This window comes from Streptomyces sp. NPDC057565 (genome assembly GCF_042801455.1).
In the GTDB taxonomy this organism is placed as follows: Bacteria; Actinomycetota; Actinomycetes; order Streptomycetales; family Streptomycetaceae; genus Streptomyces; species Streptomyces yanii.
On record NZ_JBHVFU010000003.1, the window covers coordinates 173115 to 193502 of the forward strand.

Consider the following 20388-nt stretch of genomic DNA (forward strand, 5'->3'; position numbering starts at 1 on the left):
GCCCGGCTTCGGCTCCGAAATGACGCCGGCCGACCCTCGGGGGGCCGGCCGCTGTGATGTGAATTACTGTGCGGTCCCGGGCCGCAGGGGCTTGGCGTAGCAGCGGCTGTCCTCGTACTCGCGGTAGTAGCCGAATTTCACGCACGGCTCGTAGCTGCTGGACGTGTAGAGGGCGATCGCCTCCGGCTGCTTCGTGCCCGTCTCCAGGACCATCCGGATGCGGCCGGCCGCGCGGGCGTCGTCCTCCAGGGCCGCCGGCATGCGGCGGGCCAGGTCGCGGCCGCGCATCGCCTCGGCGTGAAGGGAGGATCTCTGGAAATCCCCTCAAAGAGGGGCGGTTGGGTGTGTAATCGTCGCCAGATGGCCCTGTGGGGGCTCTTGGACTTGGAGGAGCGTTGGAAGCGCTGAGGACAGGGGACCCGCGACGGGTAGGGCGGTACCGGATCGTCGCGCGCCTGGGAGCGGGTGGGATGGGCCGGGTGTACCTGGGGCGCTCCGCGAGCGGACGGGCCGTGGCCGTGAAGGTGGTGCGGGCGGAGCTGGCGGAGGACACGGGGTTTCGGCGGCGGTTCGCCAGGGAGGTCGAGGCGGCCCGGCGGGTGACCGGGTTCTTCACTGCGGCGGTGGTGGATGCCGATCTCGAGGGATCCCCGGCCTGGTTGGCCACCGCGTATGTGCCGGGGATGTCGCTGGAGGGGGCGGTGCGCACCCACGGGGCGTGGTCGCAGGGTTCGGTGCTGGCCCTGGGGGCGGGGTTGGCCGAGGCGCTGGAGGCCATCCACGGGGCCGGGCTCGTGCACCGGGACCTGAAGCCGTCGAACGTGCTGCTGTCCGCTGATGGCCCACGGCTGATCGACTTCGGAATTTCAGCCGTAGCCGGGGCGAGTGTCCTGACCGAGACCGGGATGATGGTCGGGACTCCCGGGTTCATGTCGCCCGAGCAGATGACGGGGAAAACGGTTGGTCCGGCCAGTGACGTGTTTTCCTTGGGCGCGGTACTGGCTTTCGCAGCCACCGGAGTCGGCCCCTTCGGGGCCGGCTCTGCGCACGCGGTGAACTTCCGTGCCGTGTACGAGGAGCCTGACCTCGGCGGGTTGCCGCCCGGCCTGGACGTGATCGGCCAGTGCCTGGCCAAGGACCCCGGCCAGCGGCCCACCGTTCCCGACCTTGTGGCAGCATGCGTCCGAGCGCTGGGCGAGAGGGATGGGCACATCACTGCCACCCAGGTCCTTGCCGAGGCCGACTGGCTCCCCGATGCGGTAGCGCGGAGCCTCCTCACCCACGCCCCGTCCCCTCAGCTCCGGCGCCAGGACCAGGGGCATGACGATGGCGAGACCGCCGGCGACGGGGCCGCTGGGCCATCTGCTACCTCCGCCGATGCCCTGCTCTCACCGTCCGCAACCCCGACGGTGCCACCCGAGCCGGGCCACTCCAACCGCAAGAAAGTCCTTGCGGTGACGGCGGCCATGCTGACTGTGGTCCTGGGCGTGGTGGCCCTCACGGTGGTGCAGACCATGCCCCGGCGCGAGAAGCCCTCCGGCCAACACGGGGCCACCGTCCCGGCCAGCCCTACCACCTGGCCCGGCACAAATACGTTGCCGACCAGACCGGCTCAAGAGCCGGTCTCCGACCTTTGGGGCACCCCCGTCAACATCCCTGACACCCCCAAGATGACCACGCCGACCTCCACCTCCTCGCGGCCCCCCACTACGCCCGCAGACCTCACCAGCGGTGGAACCACCAGCAGCGAGCCGACCGAGGGGGAAAACGTTCCTTCGCCCTGGGATCCCTCTCCCACCTCCAGCCCCAGCCCCACCTCCACCCCCAGCCCCAGCCCCACCATCAGCATCGGCTTGATCGGCGGCTTGATCGGTGGCTCGCTCGGCGGCTGAGCAGCGCCATAAAGCGCGGCAGACCACACCTTCGCCAATCGTCATGGATCGCTACCGCGGAGGCCCGTCGGATCTGCACCCGGGCCGAGTCGGGGTCCGAGCGAACTTACAAGGCACGTACTGGCGGCGCGCGTGCCAGATCCGTGCCGGATCGAGCAGTCAGCCACGGTCAATTGGGGGTGTAAGGCGGTGGGGACACGCCCTGACCGGCTTGGCCCTGCTGTACGGCGGCTGACCAGCCAAGACCGTCCTATGGTCGGCGCCAGGCTTACAAAGCAGCAGTCCTCCCCCTACCGGGCCGTCCCTGGGCCGTCGGAGGGCGGCCGATGGTGACCATCGACGACCGTTGACGACCCCTTCAACTGCGCTCCATGCTGCTGCCATGGAGATCGGCCGAGGGTGCTGCCAGCCCCCGCAACTTCCTGCGCAACAAGAAGCAGGAGTGGGAGGAGTACCGCAGCGAGGTCACGGCCTTCGAGCTGAAGGCACTGCTGCCGGTGCTGTAATCGCAGGTCAACGCTGTGAGAGCGGTGTGCACGGCTTCGGGCCGACGGTTTCGTACCGTCGGCCCGAAGCTGTTTCACGTGGCGCCGTCGCCGCACGTGGTCAGTCCAGGTCGGCCTGCCACAGGTCCGGCCCGAAGACCTCGTACTGGATGTCGCGCGGGGCCACCCCGTGCTCGATCAGCCGGCTGCGCACCGCCTTCATGAACGGCAGCGGGCCGCACAGGTAGTACAGGGCGTCACCGGGGATGTCGACGGCGGTGGGGTCCATCAGCCCTTCGAGGACGCCGTCCACGGGCTCCAGGCTCTGCGCGCGCTTTTCGTACCAGAGGTACATCCGGGCGTTCTTCAGTGCCAGCACGTCGTTGACCACCTGCCGGCGCAGCGGGAAGGACGCCTCGTCGAGATCGGCGTGCAGCACGGTGATCGGCAGCCCGGAATCGGCCGCCACCAGGTGGGAGAGCATCCCGGCCATGGGAGAGATGCCGATGCCCGCGCTGGCGAACACCACCGGGCGCCCCGAGTCGTCGAGGACCACGTCGCCGTACGGCAGGGACAGCGTCAGGGTGTCGCCCACTCCCACCGTCTCGTGCAGCAGCGTCGACATCTCGCCGTCGGGGGCGCCGCCCTCGCCGCGTTCCCGCTTGACCGAGAACTGGCGGTGCTCTCCGTCGTCGGCCCGGGTCAAGCTGTACTGGCGGGGCTGGAGCTTGCCGTCGGGCATCCGCATCCGCAGGGTGACGTACTGGCCGGGCAGTGAGGTCTTCACCAGGCGGTCGTCGATCCGTTTGACCACGAAGGTCACCACATCGTCGGTCTCCTGGATCTTCCGCACCACCTGCCAGTCCCGCCACACCGTCTCCGACCGGACCCCGCGGGCGCTGTACAGACCGCGCTCCTGGTTGATCAGGGCGTTGGCCATCAGCCAGTAGACCTCGTCCCAGGCCGCGGCGACCTCCGGGGTGACCGCGTCCCCCAGGACGTCACCGATCGCCCACATCAGGTTGTCGTGGACGACCTGGTACTGGTCCGGACGGATGCCGAGCGAGGCGTGCTTGTGGGCGATCCGGCGCAGCAGCTGCTCCGGCACCCGCTCCGGCGTCTCCAGCAGCGTCGTCGCGAACGCGGCCACCGACCCGGCCAGCGCCTGCTGCTGGTGGCCGTGCACCTGATTGCCCCGGTTGAAGACACCGTCCATGAGCTCGGGATGCTCGTCGAAGAGATGCCTGTAGAAGCGCTGGGCGATCTCACCGATGTGGTCGCCGACGACCGGCAGCGTCGCGGCGACAACGGGACGTGACGTGTCCGAAAGCATCCGACCTCCCTCGGGGTGGGAGCGGAAATCCCCCGTCCGTCCGCTCCTGGTATCCGGTTCGACGCGTCCGACCACGGTACCCAGTCACGCCCCGTACGGCACCGCGGACCGGACAGGCCCGCCACCTCGAAGCGCGCAACAACCTCGCCGTCCGTGCGCGCACCGTTTCCTGAGGCGAGCCGTTTCCCGAAGCGGCCCGGGGCCCGCCCTTCTCGCGGCCCGGGCCCGCGCTCACTCGAAGCTGCGGGCCATCTCGTCGAGGATCTCGCCGATCACCTGGGACGGCTCCCGCGCCAGGTCCTCCTCGATCCACATACGCATCGCGATCCGCAGCGATGAAAGAAACGCCGCCGCGAGGACCAGCGGTCGTACCGCGTTCTCCGCCGGGCTCTGACGGGACGCCACCGCCTCCGCCAAGTCCCGTTCCAGGGTGGCGTGGTTGGCGAGCTGCCGGGCCAGCAGGGAGGGATGCCGCATGGCCAGCCGGGTGCGGATCGCCCATTCGCGCTCCGGCGGCGCGACCCGCTTCCCGAACTCCGCGACGGCCGCCCGCAGCGCCGGCCAGGCGGGCTCGTCCGCGGGGCGCTCGCGCACGGTCCTGACGAGGTCCCTCATCTGCTGCTCCTCCCCGTAGAGGAGGGCGTCCTCCTTGCCCGTGAAGTAGTTGGAGAACGTTCTGCGGGAGATCCCGGCCGCGTCCGCGACGGCCTCCACGGTGACGTGGTCGAAGCCGTGCTCGACGGTCAGCCGCAGCGTCGCTTCGTGCACGGCCTGCCGGGTGGCTTCCTTCTTGCGTTCCCGCAATCCCACAGAGCTCTCCATGGACTCATTATCTCCCTGCCTCACGATTATTGCCCAATGGGTAAAATTGCCCACTGGGCATGTAAGGTGACCCGGTATTTCGTACCCACCCTGTTCGAACCCTCCGGAGGTTGCGCGTGAGCGCACAGACGGCCGCGCCGACCGAAGTCGCGCCGATGGACCATCGTCATGTACTGCGGGCACTGAGCGGACTGCTCATCGTGCTGTTCGTGGCCATGATCAGCAGCACCGTCGTCTCGGTCGCGCTCCCGCAGATCATCGGCTCGCTCAACGGCACCCAGTCGCAGTACACCTGGGTCGTCACCGCGAGCCTGCTGGCGTCGACGGCGTCCACCCCGATCTGGGGCAAGCTCGCCGACATGTTCAGCAAGAAGCTGCTGCTGCAGATATCCATCGGCATCTTCGTCATCTCGTCGATCGCCTGCGGATTCGCCCAGAGCACCGGCCAGCTGATCACCTTCCGGGCCGTCCAGGGGCTCGGCATGGGCGCACTCCAGGTGCTCGTCCAGGTCATCATCGCCGCGATGATCAGCCCCAAGGAGCGCGGGCGCTACAACGGATACCTCGGCGGCGTCATGGCCGTCGCCACCGTCGGCGGGCCGCTCCTCGGCGGCTTCATCACCGACACCTCGTGGCTCGGCTGGCGCTGGTGCTTCTTCATCGCCGTACCGTTCACGCTGCTCGCGTTCGTGATGCTCACCCGCACCCTGCACCTCGCCGAGGTCCGCCGCACGGACGTGAAGGTCGACTACCTGGGTGCCGCACTGATCGCCGCCGGCGTCAGCCTGCTGCTCCTGTGGGTCACGTTCGTCGGGAACGACTTCGACTGGCTCTCCTGGCAGACCCTCGTCATGGTCGCCGCCAGTGCCCTGATCCTCCTCGCCGCCGTCCTGGTCGAATCCCGGGTCCAGGAGCCGGTCGTTCCGCTCCACGTCGTACGTCGCCGGGACCCCGCCCTCGCCATCGTCGCGAGCCTCGCGGTGGGCATGGCGATGTTCGGCGGTGCGGTCTTCCTCGGTCAGTACTTCCAGATCGGCCGCGGCTACTCGCCGACCGAAGCGGGCCTGCTCACCATTCCGTTGATGCTCGGCGTCCTGGTCTCCTCGACCGTCGCCGGACGGCTGGTCTCGAAGACCGGAAAGGTGAAGCCGTACATCATCACCGGCGTCGTCGTCCTCACCCTCGGCTTCCTCGGGCTGTCCACGATCGACCACGAGACGTCGCTGGTCCTCGTCTCCGTCGGGATGCTCGCGGTCGGCGCGGGCGTCGGCATGTCGATGCAGAACCTCGTCCTGGTCCTCCAGAACACGGTCCCGCTCAGCGAACTCGGCGCCGCCAGCGGTGCGATCACGTTCTTCCGCTCGCTCGGCGGCACGATCGGTGTCTCGGTGCTCGGCGCGGTGCTCGCCAACCGGGTCGCCACGAAGATCACCCACGGCCTGGCCGAACTCGGCGTCGACCCGGCGGCCTCGGCCTCCGGCGGCTCCACCCTGAACGTGGCGGCGATGCCGCCGCAGATCCAGGAAGTGGTGCGGGCCGCGTACGGTGACGCAACGGGCAGCATCTTCCTGATCTCGGCGGGGATCGCGGTGGTCGGTGTGATCGCGGCGCTGTTCCTGACGCCGACGAAGCTGCGCGACAGCGTGGACCTGTAGCCGGTCCCCCGTACGCGAGTGCGCCCCCTGCCGGTCGGGCACGGGGCGCACTCGCGTACGGACCCCTGCCGCAGGAGCGGGCGGGGCCGGTCCGGGAGCCTGGACGCGACGTGTCCCACGGGGGACAATCGGCGGACAGCACACGGTCCGGACACGGGGGTTTCATGGCAAGCGTGTTGGCGCTGCTCGGCGGGCTGCTGGCGCTGATCGTCGTGCTCGTCGTCAAACTGCAGCTGAAGTCGCGGCGCAGGACCGAGAACTTCGAGGGCCAGCAGATCGAGCGGCAGCATCGCGAGGCGATCCGGCACACCCGCGCCAACAACACCTCGGTGGCCGTCCACAACCGGCTCTTCGACGGCGGTGGAGGACGCCGTCGCTGACTCGCCGGCATCGCCACCGGCCGTCCCGGGCAGTGGCCGACACGCCGGCTCGATTCGGGTAGTGTTGCGGATCCCAGCACGGGGACATACCGAGGAGGTGAGACCCATTACCGCTGTATCAGGCTGGGTGCTCACCTCTCGCGACTGCGTGACCGGACCGGTCTAGGTCCTGGGCGGACTGCGGAGCACCCATCGGCATCCCGAAAGGCTCCGCTCCATGTCGCTCTCCTCAACACCGCTCCCTTACTCCGTCATCGTCACGAGACTTCGCGCCGCCGGTTGTGTATTCGCCGAGGACGAGGCGGAGTTGATCCTCTCCACGGCCGCGAACGCGGCCGAACTCGCGGCCATGGTCGACCGGCGGGCAGCCGGACTTCCCCTCGAACACGTCCTTGGCTGGGCCGAGTTCCGCGGCCTGCGGATCGCCGTGGACCCCGGCGTCTTCGTCCCTCGGCGCCGTACCGAATTCCTCGTCGACCAGGCCATCGGTCTTGTCCGTCCCGCGGACGGGCCCGCCGTCGTCGTCGATCTGTGCTGCGGTTCGGGCGCGCTGGGCGCCGCGCTCGCCGCGGCCCTGGACCGGGTCGAGCTGCACTCCAGCGATGTCGAACCCGCCGCGGTGCGGTGCGCGCGCCGCAATGTCGCCGGTACGGGGGAGGTGTACGAGGGCGACCTCTTCGAACCGCTGCCCGCCTCGCTGCGCGGCCGCGTCGGGATTCTGCTCGCCAATGTGCCGTACGTACCCAGCGAGGACGTCGAACTCCTGCCCGCGGAGGCCCGGGTCCATGAACCGAGAGTGGCGCTCGACGGTGGGGGCGACGGGCTCGATGTGCTGCGCAGGGTGACCGCCGAAGCGCCGCAGTGGCTGGCGCCGGGCGGCCATCTGCTGGTCGAGACGAGCGAACGGCAGGCGGCGCGCGCCGAGGAGACCGTCGCACGGAGCGGGCTGACTGCGCGGGTGGTCACTTCCGACGAGCTGTACGCGACCGTCGTCATCGGTACCAGACCCGGCACCGGGGACGGCAGGTAGCCCGCCCCGGGGCGGCTGAGCGGCTCCCGCTCAGCCGCCGTGCGCGCCGGCGACGGCAGGCTTCACCGGGCCCGGCAGTGGTACGGGACCGGAACGCGGCACGGGACGCCTGTCAGCCGAAGAGCCAGCGCGTCTGGCTGTACGGCTCGCCCTTGCCGAAGCCGAATGCCTTGCGCGGGGTCACCCCGAACACGTCGGCACGGCCGCCCGCACCGTTCGCGAACGCGCCCGCGTGGACCTCGAAGTGCCAGTCCGCGCCGTACTTGTCCTCCCAGAGCTTCGCCAGCCGGGTCAGCCGGGTCTCGTCCGTCACCGGGACCGCCCGGCCCTCGACCACCACGTCGAAGCCCCGGGACAGCGTGTTGGTGCCGGTCGTCAGCACGACCTCCGGGTTCTCCGCCAGGTTCCGGGCCTTGCGCTCCGTCGGCCCCGTGCAGAAGTGCAGCGCGCCGTCCGTCCACAGCCCGATCAGCGGAGTGACATGCGGGCGACCGTCCGGGCGGACCGTGGACAGCCAGAACACCCCCGCCCGCGTCAGCACCCCCACGGCTTCCGACCACGGGCGGGCAGTGGCTCTCCTGTCGCTGTACTCCTGTTGCAGCTCGGCGACGGGTTCGGGTCCGGACATGGCGCCCTCCTGATACAGGTCCTGCAAGCGATCGTGCCTGCGAAGTACGGACCGCGCACCCGCTACGAATTCATCGGCGCCGGGCTAGGCTCGGAATGCTGGGACGGGAACGGGCGGCGAGCAGGAGAGCACGGAATGACGACGGTGCCGGGGCGTAGAAGCAGTACGTTCACCCGACTGCTGCGGCACGGTTTCACCGACGCCGCCGCCGCCGAGCGGCTGCTCGACCTGCCCGCCCTGGCGTCCGTGCGCTCCGATCCGGTGCTGCTCGACGCGCTCGGGGCGACCGCCGACCCCGATCTGGCGCTGCGCGGACTCGTCCGGCTGGTGGAGGCGGAGGACGCCGCCGAGCGGCAGATGCTGCTGGACACGCTCGTCTCCGCCAAGCCGCTGCGGGACCGGCTGCTCGGGGTGCTCGGGGCGTCCGAGGCGCTCGGCGACCATCTGGCCCGGCACCCCCGCCACTGGCAGGCGCTCGTCATGTACGAGGCGGCGGACCTGCATCCCGGGGTCGCCGAATTCGAGCACGAGCTCGGGGGCGCCCACGACCCGGACACGCTGCGCATCGCCTACCGCCGATGCCTGCTGGCCATAGCGGCCCGGGACGTGTGCGGTACGACGGACGTCGCCGAGACCGCCGCCGAACTCGCCGACCTGGCGACCGCGACCCTGCGGGCCGCGCTCGCCATCGCCCGGACGGCCGCACCCGCCGACGCCGCCCTGTGCCGGCTGGCGGTCATCGCGATGGGCAAGTGCGGCGGGCACGAACTGAACTACGTCTCCGACGTCGACGTCATCTTCGTGGCGGAACCGGTCGACAGCTCGGAGGAGAGCAAGGCCATCCAGGCCGCCACCCGGCTGGCCGCGCACATGATGCGGATCTGCTCCGAGACGACCGTCGAGGGCACCATCTGGCCGGTCGACGCCAACCTCCGTCCCGAGGGCCGCAACGGACCGCTGGTACGGACGCTCTCCTCACATCTCGCGTACTACCAGCGCTGGGCCAAGACCTGGGAGTTCCAGGCGCTGCTCAAGGCCCGGCCGGTGGCCGGAGACCCCGAACTGGGTGCGGAGTACGTCGAAGCCGTCTCGCCGATGGTCTGGCAGGCAGCGGACCGGGAGAACTTCGTCGGCGACGTACAGAAGATGCGCCGCCGCGTCGTCGACAACATCCCCGCGGACCGTGTCGACCGCGAGATCAAGCTCGGGCCCGGCGGGCTGCGGGACGTCGAGTTCGCCGTACAGCTGCTGCAGCTCGTACACGGCCGCAGCGACGCGTCCCTGCACAGCGGCTCGACCCTGGACGCCCTGCGGGCGCTCGCCGAGGGCGGCTACGTCGGCCGGGTGGACGCCGCGCAGTTCGACGACGCGTACCGCTTCCTGCGTGCCATGGAGCACCGCATCCAGCTCTACCGGCTGCGCCGCACCCACCTCGTGCCCGAGGACGAATCGGATCTGCGGCGGCTCGGGCGCTCCCTCGGGATGCGTACGGACCCCATCGCCGAGATCAACCAGGCGTGGAAGCGGCATGCGTCCGTGGTGCGGCGGCTGCACGAGAAACTGTTCTACCGGCCGCTGCTGGACGCCGTCGCCCAGCTCGCACCGGGCGAGATCCGGCTCAGCGCGAAGGCTGCCGAGGTCCGGCTCGAAGCGCTCGGATACGCCGATCCGACTGCCGCGCTCCGGCACCTGGAGGCGCTGTCCTCCGGGGTGTCCCGCAAGGCGGCGATCCAGCGGACCCTGCTGCCGGTGCTGCTCGGCTGGTTCGCGGACTCCGCCGACCCGGATGCCGGGCTCCTCGGCTTCCGCAAGGTGTCCGACGCGCTCGGCAAGACCCCCTGGTATCTGCGGCTGCTGCGCGACGAGGGCGCGGCGGCGGAGAACCTCGCCCGCGTCCTGTCGGCCGGCCGGCTCGCCCCCGACCTGCTGCTGCGGGCGCCCGAGGCGGTGGCGATCCTCGGCGACCCGCAGGGGCTGAAGCCGCGCAGCCGCAATCACCTGGAGCAGGAGGTGCTGGCCGCGGTGGGGCGGGCCGAGGACGCCGAGTCCGCGGTCGCGGTGGTCCGCGGTGTGCGGCGGCGCGAACTGTTCCGTACGACGGCGGCGGACCTCATCGGCTCGTACGGCACGGAGGAGAACCCCGCGGAACCCGACCACGGCGCACTCGTCGACCGGGTCGGCAACGCGGTCACGGACCTGAACGCGGTCACCATCGCGGGCGCGCTGCGCGCCGTCGTACGCGAACAGTGGGGCGACACCCTTCCCACCAGGTTCGCCGTCATCGGCATGGGCCGCTTCGGCGGTCATGAACTCGGTTACGGATCCGATGCCGACGTCCTGTTCGTGCACACACCGCGCGAGGGCGTCGACGAGCAGGAGGCGGCCCGGGCCGCCAGCACCGTCGTCGCCGAAATGCGCAGACTGCTGCAGCTGCCCACCGCCGACCCGCCGCTGATCATCGACGCGGATCTGCGGCCGGAGGGCAAGAGCGGACCACTGGTGCGCACATTGAAGTCGTACGACGCGTACTACCGGCGCTGGTCACTGGTCTGGGAGAGCCAGGCCCTGCTGCGCGCCGAACCCATGGCGGGTGACGCGGACCTCGGCCGCGCCTTCATCGAACTGATCGATCCCCTGCGCTACCCGATGGAGGGGCTGGGGGAGGACGCGGTCCGCGAGATCCGTCGCCTCAAGGCCCGGATGGAGTCCGAACGGATGCCGCGCGGCGCCGACCCGACGCTCCACACGAAGCTGGGCAGGGGTGGGCTGAGTGACGTCGAGTGGACGGTCCAGCTGTTGCAGATGCAGCACGGCTGGGTGGAACCGGGGCTGCGCACCACCCGCACGCGCGAGGCGCTGGCCGCGGCGTGCGCGGCGGAACTGATCTCCGGCGAGGACGCACAGACGCTGGACGAGGCATGGGTACTGGCGACCCGGGTCCGCAACGCGGTGATGCTGGTGCGCGGACGCCCGGCGGACACGTTCCCTTCGGGGCCGCGGGAGCTGACGGCGGTGGGGCGGTACCTGGGGTACGAGCCGGGGCACGTGGGGGACATGCTGGACGACTACCGGCGGATCACCCGGCGGGCGCGCGCGGTGGTGGAGGAGCGGTTCTACGGGGCGTGAGGGGACGGGGCGGAAGACGTCCTCCACTTGCCGGACGGGCTCGTACGGCCGGCCCGGCCGGCACATTCGAGCCCGTCCTGCGAGGGAGACCGGAGGCGTTCACCGGCGCACCGGTGCCTCCGTGGCCGGGTGGCCCGCCCGGATCGGCGTCCCCGCGCTCAGCCCTGCCGGGCGTGCCCGCCCCCGCGGCGTCTGCACCCGCTTCGTGAGGTGGTGCGGCAGCGCCCCGTACCAGGCGTACGACACCGCGAAACCGAACGTCAGGCAAGCCATCCCGCCCACCGCGTCGAGCCAGAAATGGTTGGCCGTCGACACGATCACGACCAGGGTGACCGCCGGGTACAACAGGCCCAGGATCCGCGCCCAGGGCGCGGACGCCAGCGCGAAGACGGTCAGCCCGCACCACAGCGACCAGCCGATGTGCATCGACGGCATCGCCGCGTACTGGTTCGACATGTTCTTGAAGTTGCCCGAGGCCATCGAACCCCAGGTGTGGTGCACCAGCACGGTGTCGATGAAGTGTCCGCCGTTCATCAGACGCGGCGGCGCGAGGGGAAACAGGTAGTAACCGAGCAGTGCGACACCCGTCGTTGCGAACAGCACCAGACGGGCTGCCGCGTAACGGCCGGGATGGAAGCGGAACAGCCACACCAGCACACCGATGGTGACGATGAAGTGCAGTGTCGCGTAGTAGTAGTTCATCGAGACGATCAGCCATGTCACGGAATTCATCGCGTGGTTGACCGTCTGTTCGACGGCGATGCCCAGGAACTTCTCCACCGACCAGAGCCGGTCGGCATTCGCCAGGGCCGCGGCCTTCTGCTCGGGGACGGCGTTGCGCACCAGCGAGTACAGCCAGTAACTGACCGCGATCAGCGTGACTTCGAACCAGATGCGCGGCCTACCGGGAGACCGCAGCGAGCGCAGTCTCGCGAGCCTGTCGTTCCGCCTCGCCTCGAGGGCCGCCTCGTCCACGATGGGTGACGCGGGGGCCGCCGTGCGGCCTTCCTGTGACTTCACGCTCGATTCACCCATAGGCATCGATTCTGTCAGATACGTCTCTCTGCCCGATCATCCTCCGGTCGGGTTCCGGCTGCACATGATGCACCCTACGGGCGGGCGTGCGCCCCTGGGGCCGGTCCGGAAGCGGAAGCCGGATCCGGGCCGGGACCCGCGGCAGTTGAACCCCGTACGACCAGTTCCGGCATGAAGACGAACTCGCTGTGCGGAGCCGGCGTGCCACCGATCTCCTCGAGCAGGGTGCGGACCGCGGCCTGACCCATCGCCGTGACCGGCTGCCGGATCGTCGTCAGCGGCGGATCGGTGAACGCTATGAGCGGCGAATCGTCGTAGCCGACGACCGACAGGTCGCGCGGCACCTCCATCGACAGCCTGCGCGCGGCCCGGATCGCTCCGAGCGCCATCATGTCGCTCGCGCACACCACCGCCGTGCACCCGCGCTCTATCAGCGCGGAGGCGGCCGCCTGGCCACCCTCCAGCGTGAACAGCGAGTGCTGGATCAGCACCTCCACCTCGTCCGAGGTGAGGTTCAACTGCTCCTGCACGGTGGCGCGGAAGCCCTCGATCTTCCGGAGTACGGGAACGAAACGCTTGGGCCCGACCGCAAGACCGATCCGCTGATGGCCGAGCGACACCAGATGCGTCACCGCGAGCCGCATCGCCGCCCGGTCGTCGGGCGAGATGAAGGGTGCCTGGACTTTCGGCGAGAATCCGTTGACCAGGACGAAAGGGACGCCCTGGGCGCGCAGTTGCTCGTACCGCTGCATATCGGCCGAGGTGTCGGCGTGCAGGCCCGAGACGAAGATGATGCCGGAGACGCCCCGGTCGACGAGCATCTCGGTGAGCTCGTCCTCGGTGGAACCGCCGGGCGTCTGCGTGGCCAGCACCGGGGTGTAGCCCTGCCGGGTCAGCGCCTGGCCGATCACCTGGGCGAGCGCCGGGAAGATGGGGTTCTCCAGCTCGGGCGTGATCAGCCCGACCAGCCCCGCGCTGCGCCTGCGCAGCCGTACCGGCCGTTCGTAGCCGAGGACGTCGAGCGCGGCGAGTACGGATTCGCGGGTGGCTGCAGCAACACCGGGTTTGCCGTTCAGTACACGGCTGACCGTAGCTTCGCTGACCCCCGCCTGAGTTGCGATATCGGCAAGCCGTGCGGTCATGGAAGTGGACTGTACCGGGCGTATGTCGGATTGCCCACCATGCGCAGGAATCGGGCGACCGGACCCGTACGGCCAGGTGCGGCAACCGCGTGCGCCGGTGAGCGGCCGCGCCCCGGAGCGCTGTCGTGGACAGGGCTGCCGCAACATCTTGCAAGGACTTGCGAAGGCATCACGCTGCCCGCAGTCGGATCGTCGCACTGCGGAATCGGCCACCCGTGCCTTCTTCTGCCAGGGCTGGGACGTTCTCGTCAAGAGGCTTGACGGCAACCTTGAGGACACGCGAATGTAACGATCGTCGAAGCTTGCAGAAATCTTCCGCAAGACCTTTCGGCGTTCTTTCATCCTTGTTACGTTCACGTCGACCCGGCGCCGCGACGGAGCGGTACGGCAGTTGAAGGAGTTCACAGATGCGACGTGGCATAACGGCCACCGCCCTGGTCGCGGCCCTGGCGCTCGCGGCGACCGCCTGCGGCAGCGACGACAAGTCCGACGGCACCAGCAAGAGCTCGGGCGAGCTCTCCGGGACTGTGACGTGGTGGGACACCTCCACCGTCGGCAGCGAGGACAAGGTCTTCAAGAAGATCGCCGAGGACTTCGAGAAGAAGCACCCGAAGGTGGACGTCAAGTACGTCAACGTGCCCTTCGGTGAGGCGCAGAACAAGTTCAAGAACGCTGCCCAGTCCGGCTCCGGCGCCCCCGACGTGATCCGCTCCGAGGTTGCCTGGACCCCTGAGTTCGCGGACCTCGGCTACCTCGCCCCGCTGGACGGCACCCCCGCCCTGCAGAAGGCGGACGACTTCCTGAAGCAGGCCGCGGCGTCCACCGAGTACAACGGCAAGACGTACGCGGTGCCGCAGGTCATCGACTCCATGGGCATCTTCTACAACAAGAAGATCTTCAAGGAGGCCGGCGTCGAGGTTCCCACCACCGTGGACGAGCTGAAGACCGTCTCCAAGAAGATCAAGGACAAGACCGGCAAGACCGGCATGTACCTGCGCGGCGACGACGCGTACTGGTTCCTGTCCTTCCTGTACGGCGAGGGCGGCGACCTCGTCGACGCGTCCACCAAGTCCGTCACCGTCGACAACGCCGCCGGCGTCAAGGCGATGAAGGTCGTCAAGGACCTCGTCGACTCCGGTGCGGCCAAGACCGACGCGACGGACGGCTGGGAGAACATGCAGTCGTCCTTCAAGGACGGCAAGGTCGCCATGATGATCAACGGCCCGTGGGCCGTCGCCGACACCTACGCCGGCAAGGAGTTCAAGGACAAGGCCAACCTGGGCGTCGCCCCGGTCCCGGCCGGTTCCGTCGCGCAGGGTGCCCCGCAGGGCGGTCACAACCTGGCCGTCTACGCGGGCTCCAAGAACCTCGACGCCTCCTACGCCTTCGTCGACTACATGACGTCCGCGGACACCCAGGCCCAGGTCACCAAGGAGCTGAACCTCCTGCCGACCCGTACCTCCGCCTACGCGAAGGAAGAGGTCGTCGACAACGAGATCGTCGGCTTCTTCAAGCCGGTCGTCGAGACCGCTGTCGAGCGCCCCTGGATCCCGGAGACCGGCAGCCTCTTCGCCCCGCTCGTCACCGAGTACACCAAGGTCCTGACCGGCCAGACCACGCCGGAGAAGGGCGCCAAGGCCACCGGTGACTCCTACCGCAAGCTCCTCAAGGGCTGGAAGTAACTCAGGAAGGCAGGCCGACTGATGGCTGTCCACACCAGCCAGTCGGTGGCGAAGGCCGCGGACGACGACGTCGTCCGCGGCCGGAGCCGCGGTACTGGTAACCCTCCACCACCGAGCAGGCTCCGTCGGGCGCTGTCGACCCACTGGTACGCCTGGACCATGGTCGCCCCGGTCGTCGTCGTGATCGGCGTGATCATCGGCTACCCGCTCGTCCGCGGCGTCTACCTGTCGCTGACCGACGCCAACGAGCGCAACGTCGCACGGTCCATCGGTGTCAACCACATGCCCGCGACGTACAAGTTCGTCGGCCTGGACAACTACGCCGACGCACTCACGGGCAACCAGTTCCTCGGCACGCTCGGGTGGACCCTGGTGTGGACGGTCTCCTGCGTGAGCATCACGTTCGTCCTCGGCATGGCTCTCGCCAATGTCCTCAACCGCCGGATCGCCGGCCGCTCCGCGTACCGGATGGCGCTGATCCTGCCCTGGGCCATTCCCGGATTCGTCTCCGTGTTCGCCTGGCGCTTCCTCTACAACGAGGACCGCGGGCTGCTCAACAAGATCCTCTCCGGTGCCGGTATCGACGGCGTCCCGTGGCTGAACGACCCGACCTGGGCGAAGTTCGCCGTCATCGCCGTCAACGTCTGGCTCGGCGTGCCGTTCATGATGGTCGCCCTGCTCGGCGGTCTGCAGTCCATCCCCAGCGAGCAGTACGAGGCCGCCGAGATGGACGGCGCCACCGCCTGGCAGCGGTTCCGCCACATCACGCTGCCGGGTCTGCGGCCGGTCTCCACCACGGTGATCCTGCTGTCGACCATCTGGACCTTCAACATGTTCCCGGTGATCTTCCTGCTGACCCGCGGAGGACCCGGCGAGGCCACCCAGATCCTGGTCACCCAGGCGTACAAGTTCTCCTTCGAGATCAGCCCCCGCGACTTCGCGCAGTCCTCCACATGGGGCGTGCTGATCCTCGTCCTCCTGATGCTCTTCGCCGCGGTCTACCGGCGAGTCCTCCGCACGCAGGGAGATAACTGGTGACCACCGCCCCCGCACCCACCGCGCACCACTCGGCGCGCAAGGTCAAGGTCCGGCTCCGCGGCGAGCGCTCGCCGCTCGCCTCCGTCGGACTGCACCTCACGCTGATCGTGGCGTCCGTGATCGCCGTGTTCCCGGTGCTGTGGGTCCTGCTGACCTCGCTGAAGCCCGCCGCGTACGCGACGACGACGGACTTCTTCAAGGACACGACCTTCGAGAACTACACGGGCCTGATCAAGGACACCGAGTTCCTGACCTGGTTCGGCAACTCCCTGGTCATCGCCGGGCTCACCACCGTCCTCGGCGTCTTCGTCTCCGCCACCACCGGCTACGCCGTCAGCCGCTTCCGGTTCCCGGGCAAGCGCGGGCTGATGTGGACGCTGCTGGTCACCCAGATGTTCCCGGTCGCCGTCCTCATCGTGCCGATCTACAACATCATGTCGGGCCTGGGACTGCTCAACCAGCCCGCCGGTCTCGTCATCACGTACCTCACCATCGCGGTGCCGTTCTGCGCCTGGATGATGAAGGGCTTCTTCGACACCATCCCGCGCGAGATCGACGAGTCGGGGCAGGTCGACGGCCTCACCCCGTTCGGCACGTTCTGGCGGCTGATCCTGCCGCTCGCCAAGCCCGGCCTCGCCGTCACCGCGTTCTACTCCTTCATCACCGCCTGGGGCGAGGTGGCGTACGCCTCCGCCTTCATGGTCGGCGACGAGAACCTCACGCTCGCCGGCGGACTGCAGAAGTTCGTCAACCAGTACGGAGCCCAGTGGGGGCCGATGACCGCCGCGTCCGTGCTCATCGCGATACCCGCGGCCCTGGTCTTCCTCTTCGCCCAGCGCCACCTGGTGACCGGCATGTCCGCCGGAGCCGTCAAGGGCTGACGTACGCAGCAGCACGACCGTACGACCGCACGCACCAAGTCACGGCGGCGCCGGATCCCCGACCCGGTCCCGGCGCCGCCCCCACCCAGACACCCCAGGGACGACATGACCCAGCACCTCGCTGCCCCCTCCACCGGCACGTCCGACGACGCTCCGGGCCACCGCACCGGCTGGTGGCAGGACGCGGTGATCTACCAGGTCTATCCGCGGAGCTTCGCCGACGGCAACGGCGACGGCATGGGCGATCTCGCAGGCGTACGCGGCAGACTCCCGTACCTCAAGGATCTCGGCGTCGATGCGGTCTGGCTCAGCCCGTTCTACGCGTCGCCGCAGGCGGATGCGGGGTACGACGTCTCCGACTACCGCGCCATCGATCCGATGTTCGGCACGCTGCTGGATGCCGACGGGCTGATCCGGGACGCCCACGACCTGGGCCTGCGGATCATCGTCGACCTGGTGCCCAACCACTCCTCCGACCAGCACGAGTGGTTCAAGCGCGCCCTCGCCGAGGGCCCCGGCTCCGCGCTGCGCGAGCGCTACCACTTCCGCCCCGGCAAGGGCGCGGACGGCGATCTGCCGCCCAACGACTGGGAGTCCATCTTCGGCGGACCCGCCTGGACCCGGACCACCGACCCGGACGGCACCCCCGGCGACTGGTACCTCCACCTGTTCGCCCCGGAGCAGCCCGACTTCAACTGGGAACACCCGGCCGTCGCCGACGAGTTCCGCTCCATCCTGCGGTTCTGGCTCGACATGGGCGTCGACGGCTTCCGCGTCGACGTCGCCCACGGCCTCGTCAAGGCCGAGGGGCTGCCCGACCTCGGCACCCACGACCAGCTCAAGCTGCTCGGAAACGATGTCATGCCGTTCTTCGACCAGGACGGGGTGCACGAGATCTACCGCTCCTGGCGCACCATCCTCGACGAGTACCCCGGCGACCGTATCGCCGTCGCCGAGGCATGGACCCCGACCGTCGAGCGCACCGCCAACTACGTGCGCCACGACGAGATGCACCAGGCGTTCAACTTCCAGTACCTCTCCACCGCCTGGGACGCCGCCGAGCTGCGCAAGGTCATCGACGGCTCGCTCGACGCGATGCGCCCGGTCGGCGCCCCCACCACCTGGGTGCTCTCCAACCACGACGTCACGCGGCACGCCACCCGGTTCGCCAACCCGCCCGGCCTCGGCACCCAGATCCGCACCGCCGGGGACCGCGAGACGGGCCTGCGCCGGGCCCGCGCCGCCAGCCTCCTGATGCTGGCGCTGCCCGGATCCGCGTACGTCTACCAGGGTGAGGAACTCGGCCTGCCCGACGTCACCGACCTGCCCGACGAGGCCCGCCAGGACCCGTCGTTCTTCCGCGCCGACGGCCAGGACGGCTTCCGCGACGGCTGCCGGGTGCCGATCCCGTGGACCCGCGACGGCAGCTCGTACGGCTTCGGCACCGGCGGCAGCTGGCTGCCCCAGCCCGACAGCTGGGCCGAGCTGAGCGTCGAGGCGCAGACCGGCGCGGCGGGCTCCACCCTGGAGATGTACCGGGCCGCGCTCGCCGCCCGCCGGGTGCACCGGGGGCTCGGCGCCGGGACCGCCGTGGAGTGGCTGGACGCCCCCGAAGGGTTGCTGGCCTTCGCCCGCCCCGGCTTCGTCTGCACCGTCAACACAACCGGCCGGCCGGTCCGCATCCCGGTCCGCGGCCAGGTGCTGCTCTCCAGCAGCCCCGTCGTCACCGACGGCGCGGAGATGGAGCTGCCCGCGGACACCACGGTGTGGTGGACGGTGTGACCGTCCCCCTGCCCAGGGCGGGCGGTGCGCCGAGGCTCTCGGACATCGCCGGTCAGGCCTCGGTCAGCGAGGCGACCGTCAGCCGGGTGCTCAACGGCAAACCGGGCGTCGCGGACACCACGCGTCAGCGGGTGCTCGCGGCGCTCGACATCCTCGGCTACGAGCGTCCCGTGCGGCTGCGGCAGCGCAGCGCCGGGCTGATCGGGCTGGTGACCCCCGAGCTCACCAACCCGATCTTCCCGGCGTTCGCGCAGTCCGTCGAACAGGTCCTGGCCGGGCACGGCTACACCCCGGTGCTCTGCACCCAGCTGCCCGGCGGCGCCACCGAGGACGAGCTCGTCGAGCAGCTCGTCGAACGCGGTGTCGGCGGCATCGTCTTCCTCTCAGGGCTGCACGCCGACCTGTCGGCCGACCCCGCCCGGTACGCCGCGCTCACCGACCGCGGCGTCCCGTTCGTCCTGATCAACGGTTACAACGAACGGATCAGCGCGCCCTTCGTCTCGCCCGACGACACCGCCGCCGTCCGGATGGCCGTCGGTCATCTCGCCGAACTCGGCCACCGCAGGGTCGGCCTGGCCATCGGACCGCAGCGCTATGTGCCGTCCCGCCGCAAACGGGACGGTTTCCTCGACGCCGCGGTGAACCTGCTGGGACTGGACCGCGCCGAGGCCGAACTCCTCGTCTGCTCGACGCTGTTCAGCGTCGAGGGTGGCCAGGTCGCGGCCGGGGCGCTGCTCGACCAGGGGTGCACGGGCATCGTCTGCGGCAGCGACCTGATGGCGCTGGGCGTGGTGCGCGCCGCCCGGGACCGTGGGCTCGCCGTGCCGCGCGACGTGTCCGTGGTCGGCTTCGACGATTCCCAGCTGATCGCGTTCACCGATCCGCCTCTGACGACGGTGCGGCAGCCCGTGCAGGCGATGGCGGCGGCCGCGGTCGGGGCGCTGCTGGAGGAGATCGGCGGAAGCCCCGTGCAGCGCACGGAGTACGTGTTCCAGCCGGAGCTGGTGGTGCGGGGGTCCACCGCGGCGGTCCGCACCGCCTGACGGCGCGTGCGGCATGCGCAGAGGTCCTGGATCCGGAGGGGGATCCAGGACCTCTGCGTCTCTGGGTGCGAGGACAGGTCGACGTACAGGAGAGGCACCGGGAGTCGGCCCTGAATGGGCCGGCGGGGAGTGAGCGACTCCGGGTGCCTCTCTTGTCCGTGACCGGCCCGGCCGGCCGGGCGCGTGGGGCCCGGGCTACCGGGACCCCCGACCGACCGGACCGGGGTCGGGAGAAACGTAACAGCGCTGCAATGTTTTGCGTAAGGCCTTGCAAGAAGAAAACGGCAGCATTTCGCCGATGTAAGCGGGTGGTGTCCAAAGGGTTGACCGGAACCTGACGGGCTCGTACGGTCTCCCCGCGGCAAGGTTTGCATTCTTGCAGCAAGAACCTTCAGGAGCCTTGAGGGCAGGGCGCGTTGCCACGTGAGGCTGCA

Annotated in this window: 15 protein-coding genes and 2 pseudogenes; 11 read left to right on the forward strand and 6 right to left on the reverse strand. The window is 69.7% G+C overall.

What is annotated here, in order from left to right:
- Positions 1 to 63: 63 nt before the first annotated feature.
- Positions 64 to 294 (reverse strand): annotated as a pseudogene (locus ACFU8W_RS08050) (GNAT family N-acetyltransferase); the annotation flags it as partial.
- Between the two features lie 176 nt (positions 295 to 470).
- Here ACFU8W_RS08050 and ACFU8W_RS08055 point away from each other — a divergent pair.
- Both ACFU8W_RS08055 and ACFU8W_RS08060 read left to right on the forward strand, forming a co-directional pair.
- A complete protein-coding gene (locus ACFU8W_RS08055; RefSeq protein ID WP_384033417.1) occupies positions 471 to 1892 on the forward strand; it encodes a protein kinase in 1422 nt (473 codons plus the stop codon).
- 419 nt (positions 1893 to 2311) lie between these two features.
- Positions 2312 to 2398, forward strand: a pseudogene (locus ACFU8W_RS08060) (glutamine synthetase); the annotation flags it as partial.
- Positions 2399 to 2498: 100 nt separating this feature from the next.
- On the opposite strand, the gene ACFU8W_RS08065 reads toward ACFU8W_RS08060, so the two are convergent.
- Both ACFU8W_RS08065 and ACFU8W_RS08070 read right to left on the reverse strand, forming a co-directional pair.
- Positions 2499 to 3710 carry a globin domain-containing protein gene (locus ACFU8W_RS08065; protein ID WP_384033420.1) on the reverse strand — a complete coding sequence of 404 codons (1212 nt, stop codon included), beginning with the start codon at positions 3708 to 3710 and terminating at the stop codon, positions 2499 to 2501.
- A 231-nt stretch (positions 3711 to 3941) separates the two neighbouring features.
- The gene (locus tag ACFU8W_RS08070) at positions 3942 to 4532 is read right to left on the reverse strand and encodes a TetR family transcriptional regulator (RefSeq protein WP_266986346.1); all 591 of its coding nucleotides are present in this window, start codon (positions 4530 to 4532) and stop codon (positions 3942 to 3944) included.
- Positions 4533 to 4687: 155 nt separating this feature from the next.
- On the opposite strand from ACFU8W_RS08070, the gene ACFU8W_RS08075 reads away from it, so the two are divergent.
- The 3 genes from ACFU8W_RS08075 to ACFU8W_RS08085 all read left to right on the forward strand — a co-directional run bounded on the left by ACFU8W_RS08075 (position 4688) and on the right by ACFU8W_RS08085 (position 7597).
- Positions 4688 to 6187 carry an MDR family MFS transporter gene (locus ACFU8W_RS08075; protein WP_384034270.1) on the forward strand — a complete coding sequence of 500 codons (1500 nt, stop codon included), beginning with the start codon at positions 4688 to 4690 and terminating at the stop codon, positions 6185 to 6187.
- 164 nt (positions 6188 to 6351) lie between these two features.
- A complete protein-coding gene (locus tag ACFU8W_RS08080; protein ID WP_345512849.1) occupies positions 6352 to 6567 on the forward strand; it encodes a hypothetical protein in 216 nt (71 codons plus the stop codon).
- A 217-nt stretch (positions 6568 to 6784) separates the two neighbouring features.
- Positions 6785 to 7597: a putative protein N(5)-glutamine methyltransferase gene (locus tag ACFU8W_RS08085; RefSeq protein WP_384033425.1), complete on the forward strand. Its 813-nt coding sequence runs from the start codon at positions 6785 to 6787 to the stop codon at positions 7595 to 7597.
- Positions 7598 to 7709: 112 nt separating this feature from the next.
- On the opposite strand, the gene ACFU8W_RS08090 is transcribed toward ACFU8W_RS08085, so the two are convergent.
- Positions 7710 to 8225, reverse strand: coding sequence for a pyridoxamine 5'-phosphate oxidase family protein (locus tag ACFU8W_RS08090; RefSeq protein ID WP_384033428.1), 516 nt, complete (start codon positions 8223 to 8225; stop codon positions 7710 to 7712).
- Positions 8226 to 8360: 135 nt separating this feature from the next.
- Here ACFU8W_RS08090 and ACFU8W_RS08095 point away from each other — a divergent pair, with 135 nt between their 5' ends.
- Entirely contained in the window at positions 8361 to 11351 is a 2991-nt protein-coding gene (locus ACFU8W_RS08095; RefSeq protein WP_384033431.1) for a bifunctional [glutamine synthetase] adenylyltransferase/[glutamine synthetase]-adenylyl-L-tyrosine phosphorylase, read from the forward strand.
- A 99-nt stretch (positions 11352 to 11450) separates the two neighbouring features.
- Here ACFU8W_RS08095 and ACFU8W_RS08100 read toward each other — a convergent pair whose 3' ends face one another.
- Together ACFU8W_RS08100 and ACFU8W_RS08105 are read right to left on the reverse strand one after the other, a co-directional pair.
- The gene (locus ACFU8W_RS08100) at positions 11451 to 12386 is read right to left on the reverse strand and encodes a phosphatase PAP2 family protein (RefSeq protein WP_384033434.1); all 936 of its coding nucleotides are present in this window, start codon (positions 12384 to 12386) and stop codon (positions 11451 to 11453) included.
- 74 nt (positions 12387 to 12460) lie between these two features.
- Positions 12461 to 13528 carry a LacI family DNA-binding transcriptional regulator gene (locus ACFU8W_RS08105; RefSeq protein WP_384033437.1) on the reverse strand — a complete coding sequence of 356 codons (1068 nt, stop codon included), beginning with the start codon at positions 13526 to 13528 and terminating at the stop codon, positions 12461 to 12463.
- A 407-nt stretch (positions 13529 to 13935) separates the two neighbouring features.
- Here ACFU8W_RS08105 and ACFU8W_RS08110 point away from each other — a divergent pair, with 407 nt between their 5' ends.
- The 5 genes from ACFU8W_RS08110 (at position 13936) to ACFU8W_RS08130 (ending at position 19954) form a co-directional block, all read left to right on the forward strand.
- Positions 13936 to 15210, forward strand: coding sequence for an extracellular solute-binding protein (locus tag ACFU8W_RS08110; RefSeq protein WP_384033440.1), 1275 nt, complete (start codon positions 13936 to 13938; stop codon positions 15208 to 15210).
- Between the two features lie 21 nt (positions 15211 to 15231).
- A complete protein-coding gene (locus tag ACFU8W_RS08115) occupies positions 15232 to 16248 on the forward strand; it encodes a carbohydrate ABC transporter permease (protein ID WP_384033443.1) in 1017 nt (338 codons plus the stop codon).
- The gene (locus ACFU8W_RS08120; RefSeq protein WP_384033446.1) at positions 16245 to 17129 is read left to right on the forward strand and encodes a sugar ABC transporter permease; all 885 of its coding nucleotides are present in this window, start codon (positions 16245 to 16247) and stop codon (positions 17127 to 17129) included. Before ACFU8W_RS08115 ends, ACFU8W_RS08120 begins: the two co-directional genes overlap by 4 nt.
- A gap of 105 nt (positions 17130 to 17234) precedes the next feature.
- Complete coding sequence (locus ACFU8W_RS08125; RefSeq protein ID WP_384033449.1) at positions 17235 to 18911, forward strand: glycoside hydrolase family 13 protein; 1677 nt, start codon at positions 17235 to 17237, stop codon at positions 18909 to 18911.
- A complete protein-coding gene (locus tag ACFU8W_RS08130; RefSeq protein WP_384033452.1) occupies positions 18896 to 19954 on the forward strand; it encodes a LacI family DNA-binding transcriptional regulator in 1059 nt (352 codons plus the stop codon). Before ACFU8W_RS08125 ends, ACFU8W_RS08130 begins: the two co-directional genes overlap by 16 nt.
- Positions 19955 to 20388: the final 434 nt, after the last annotated feature.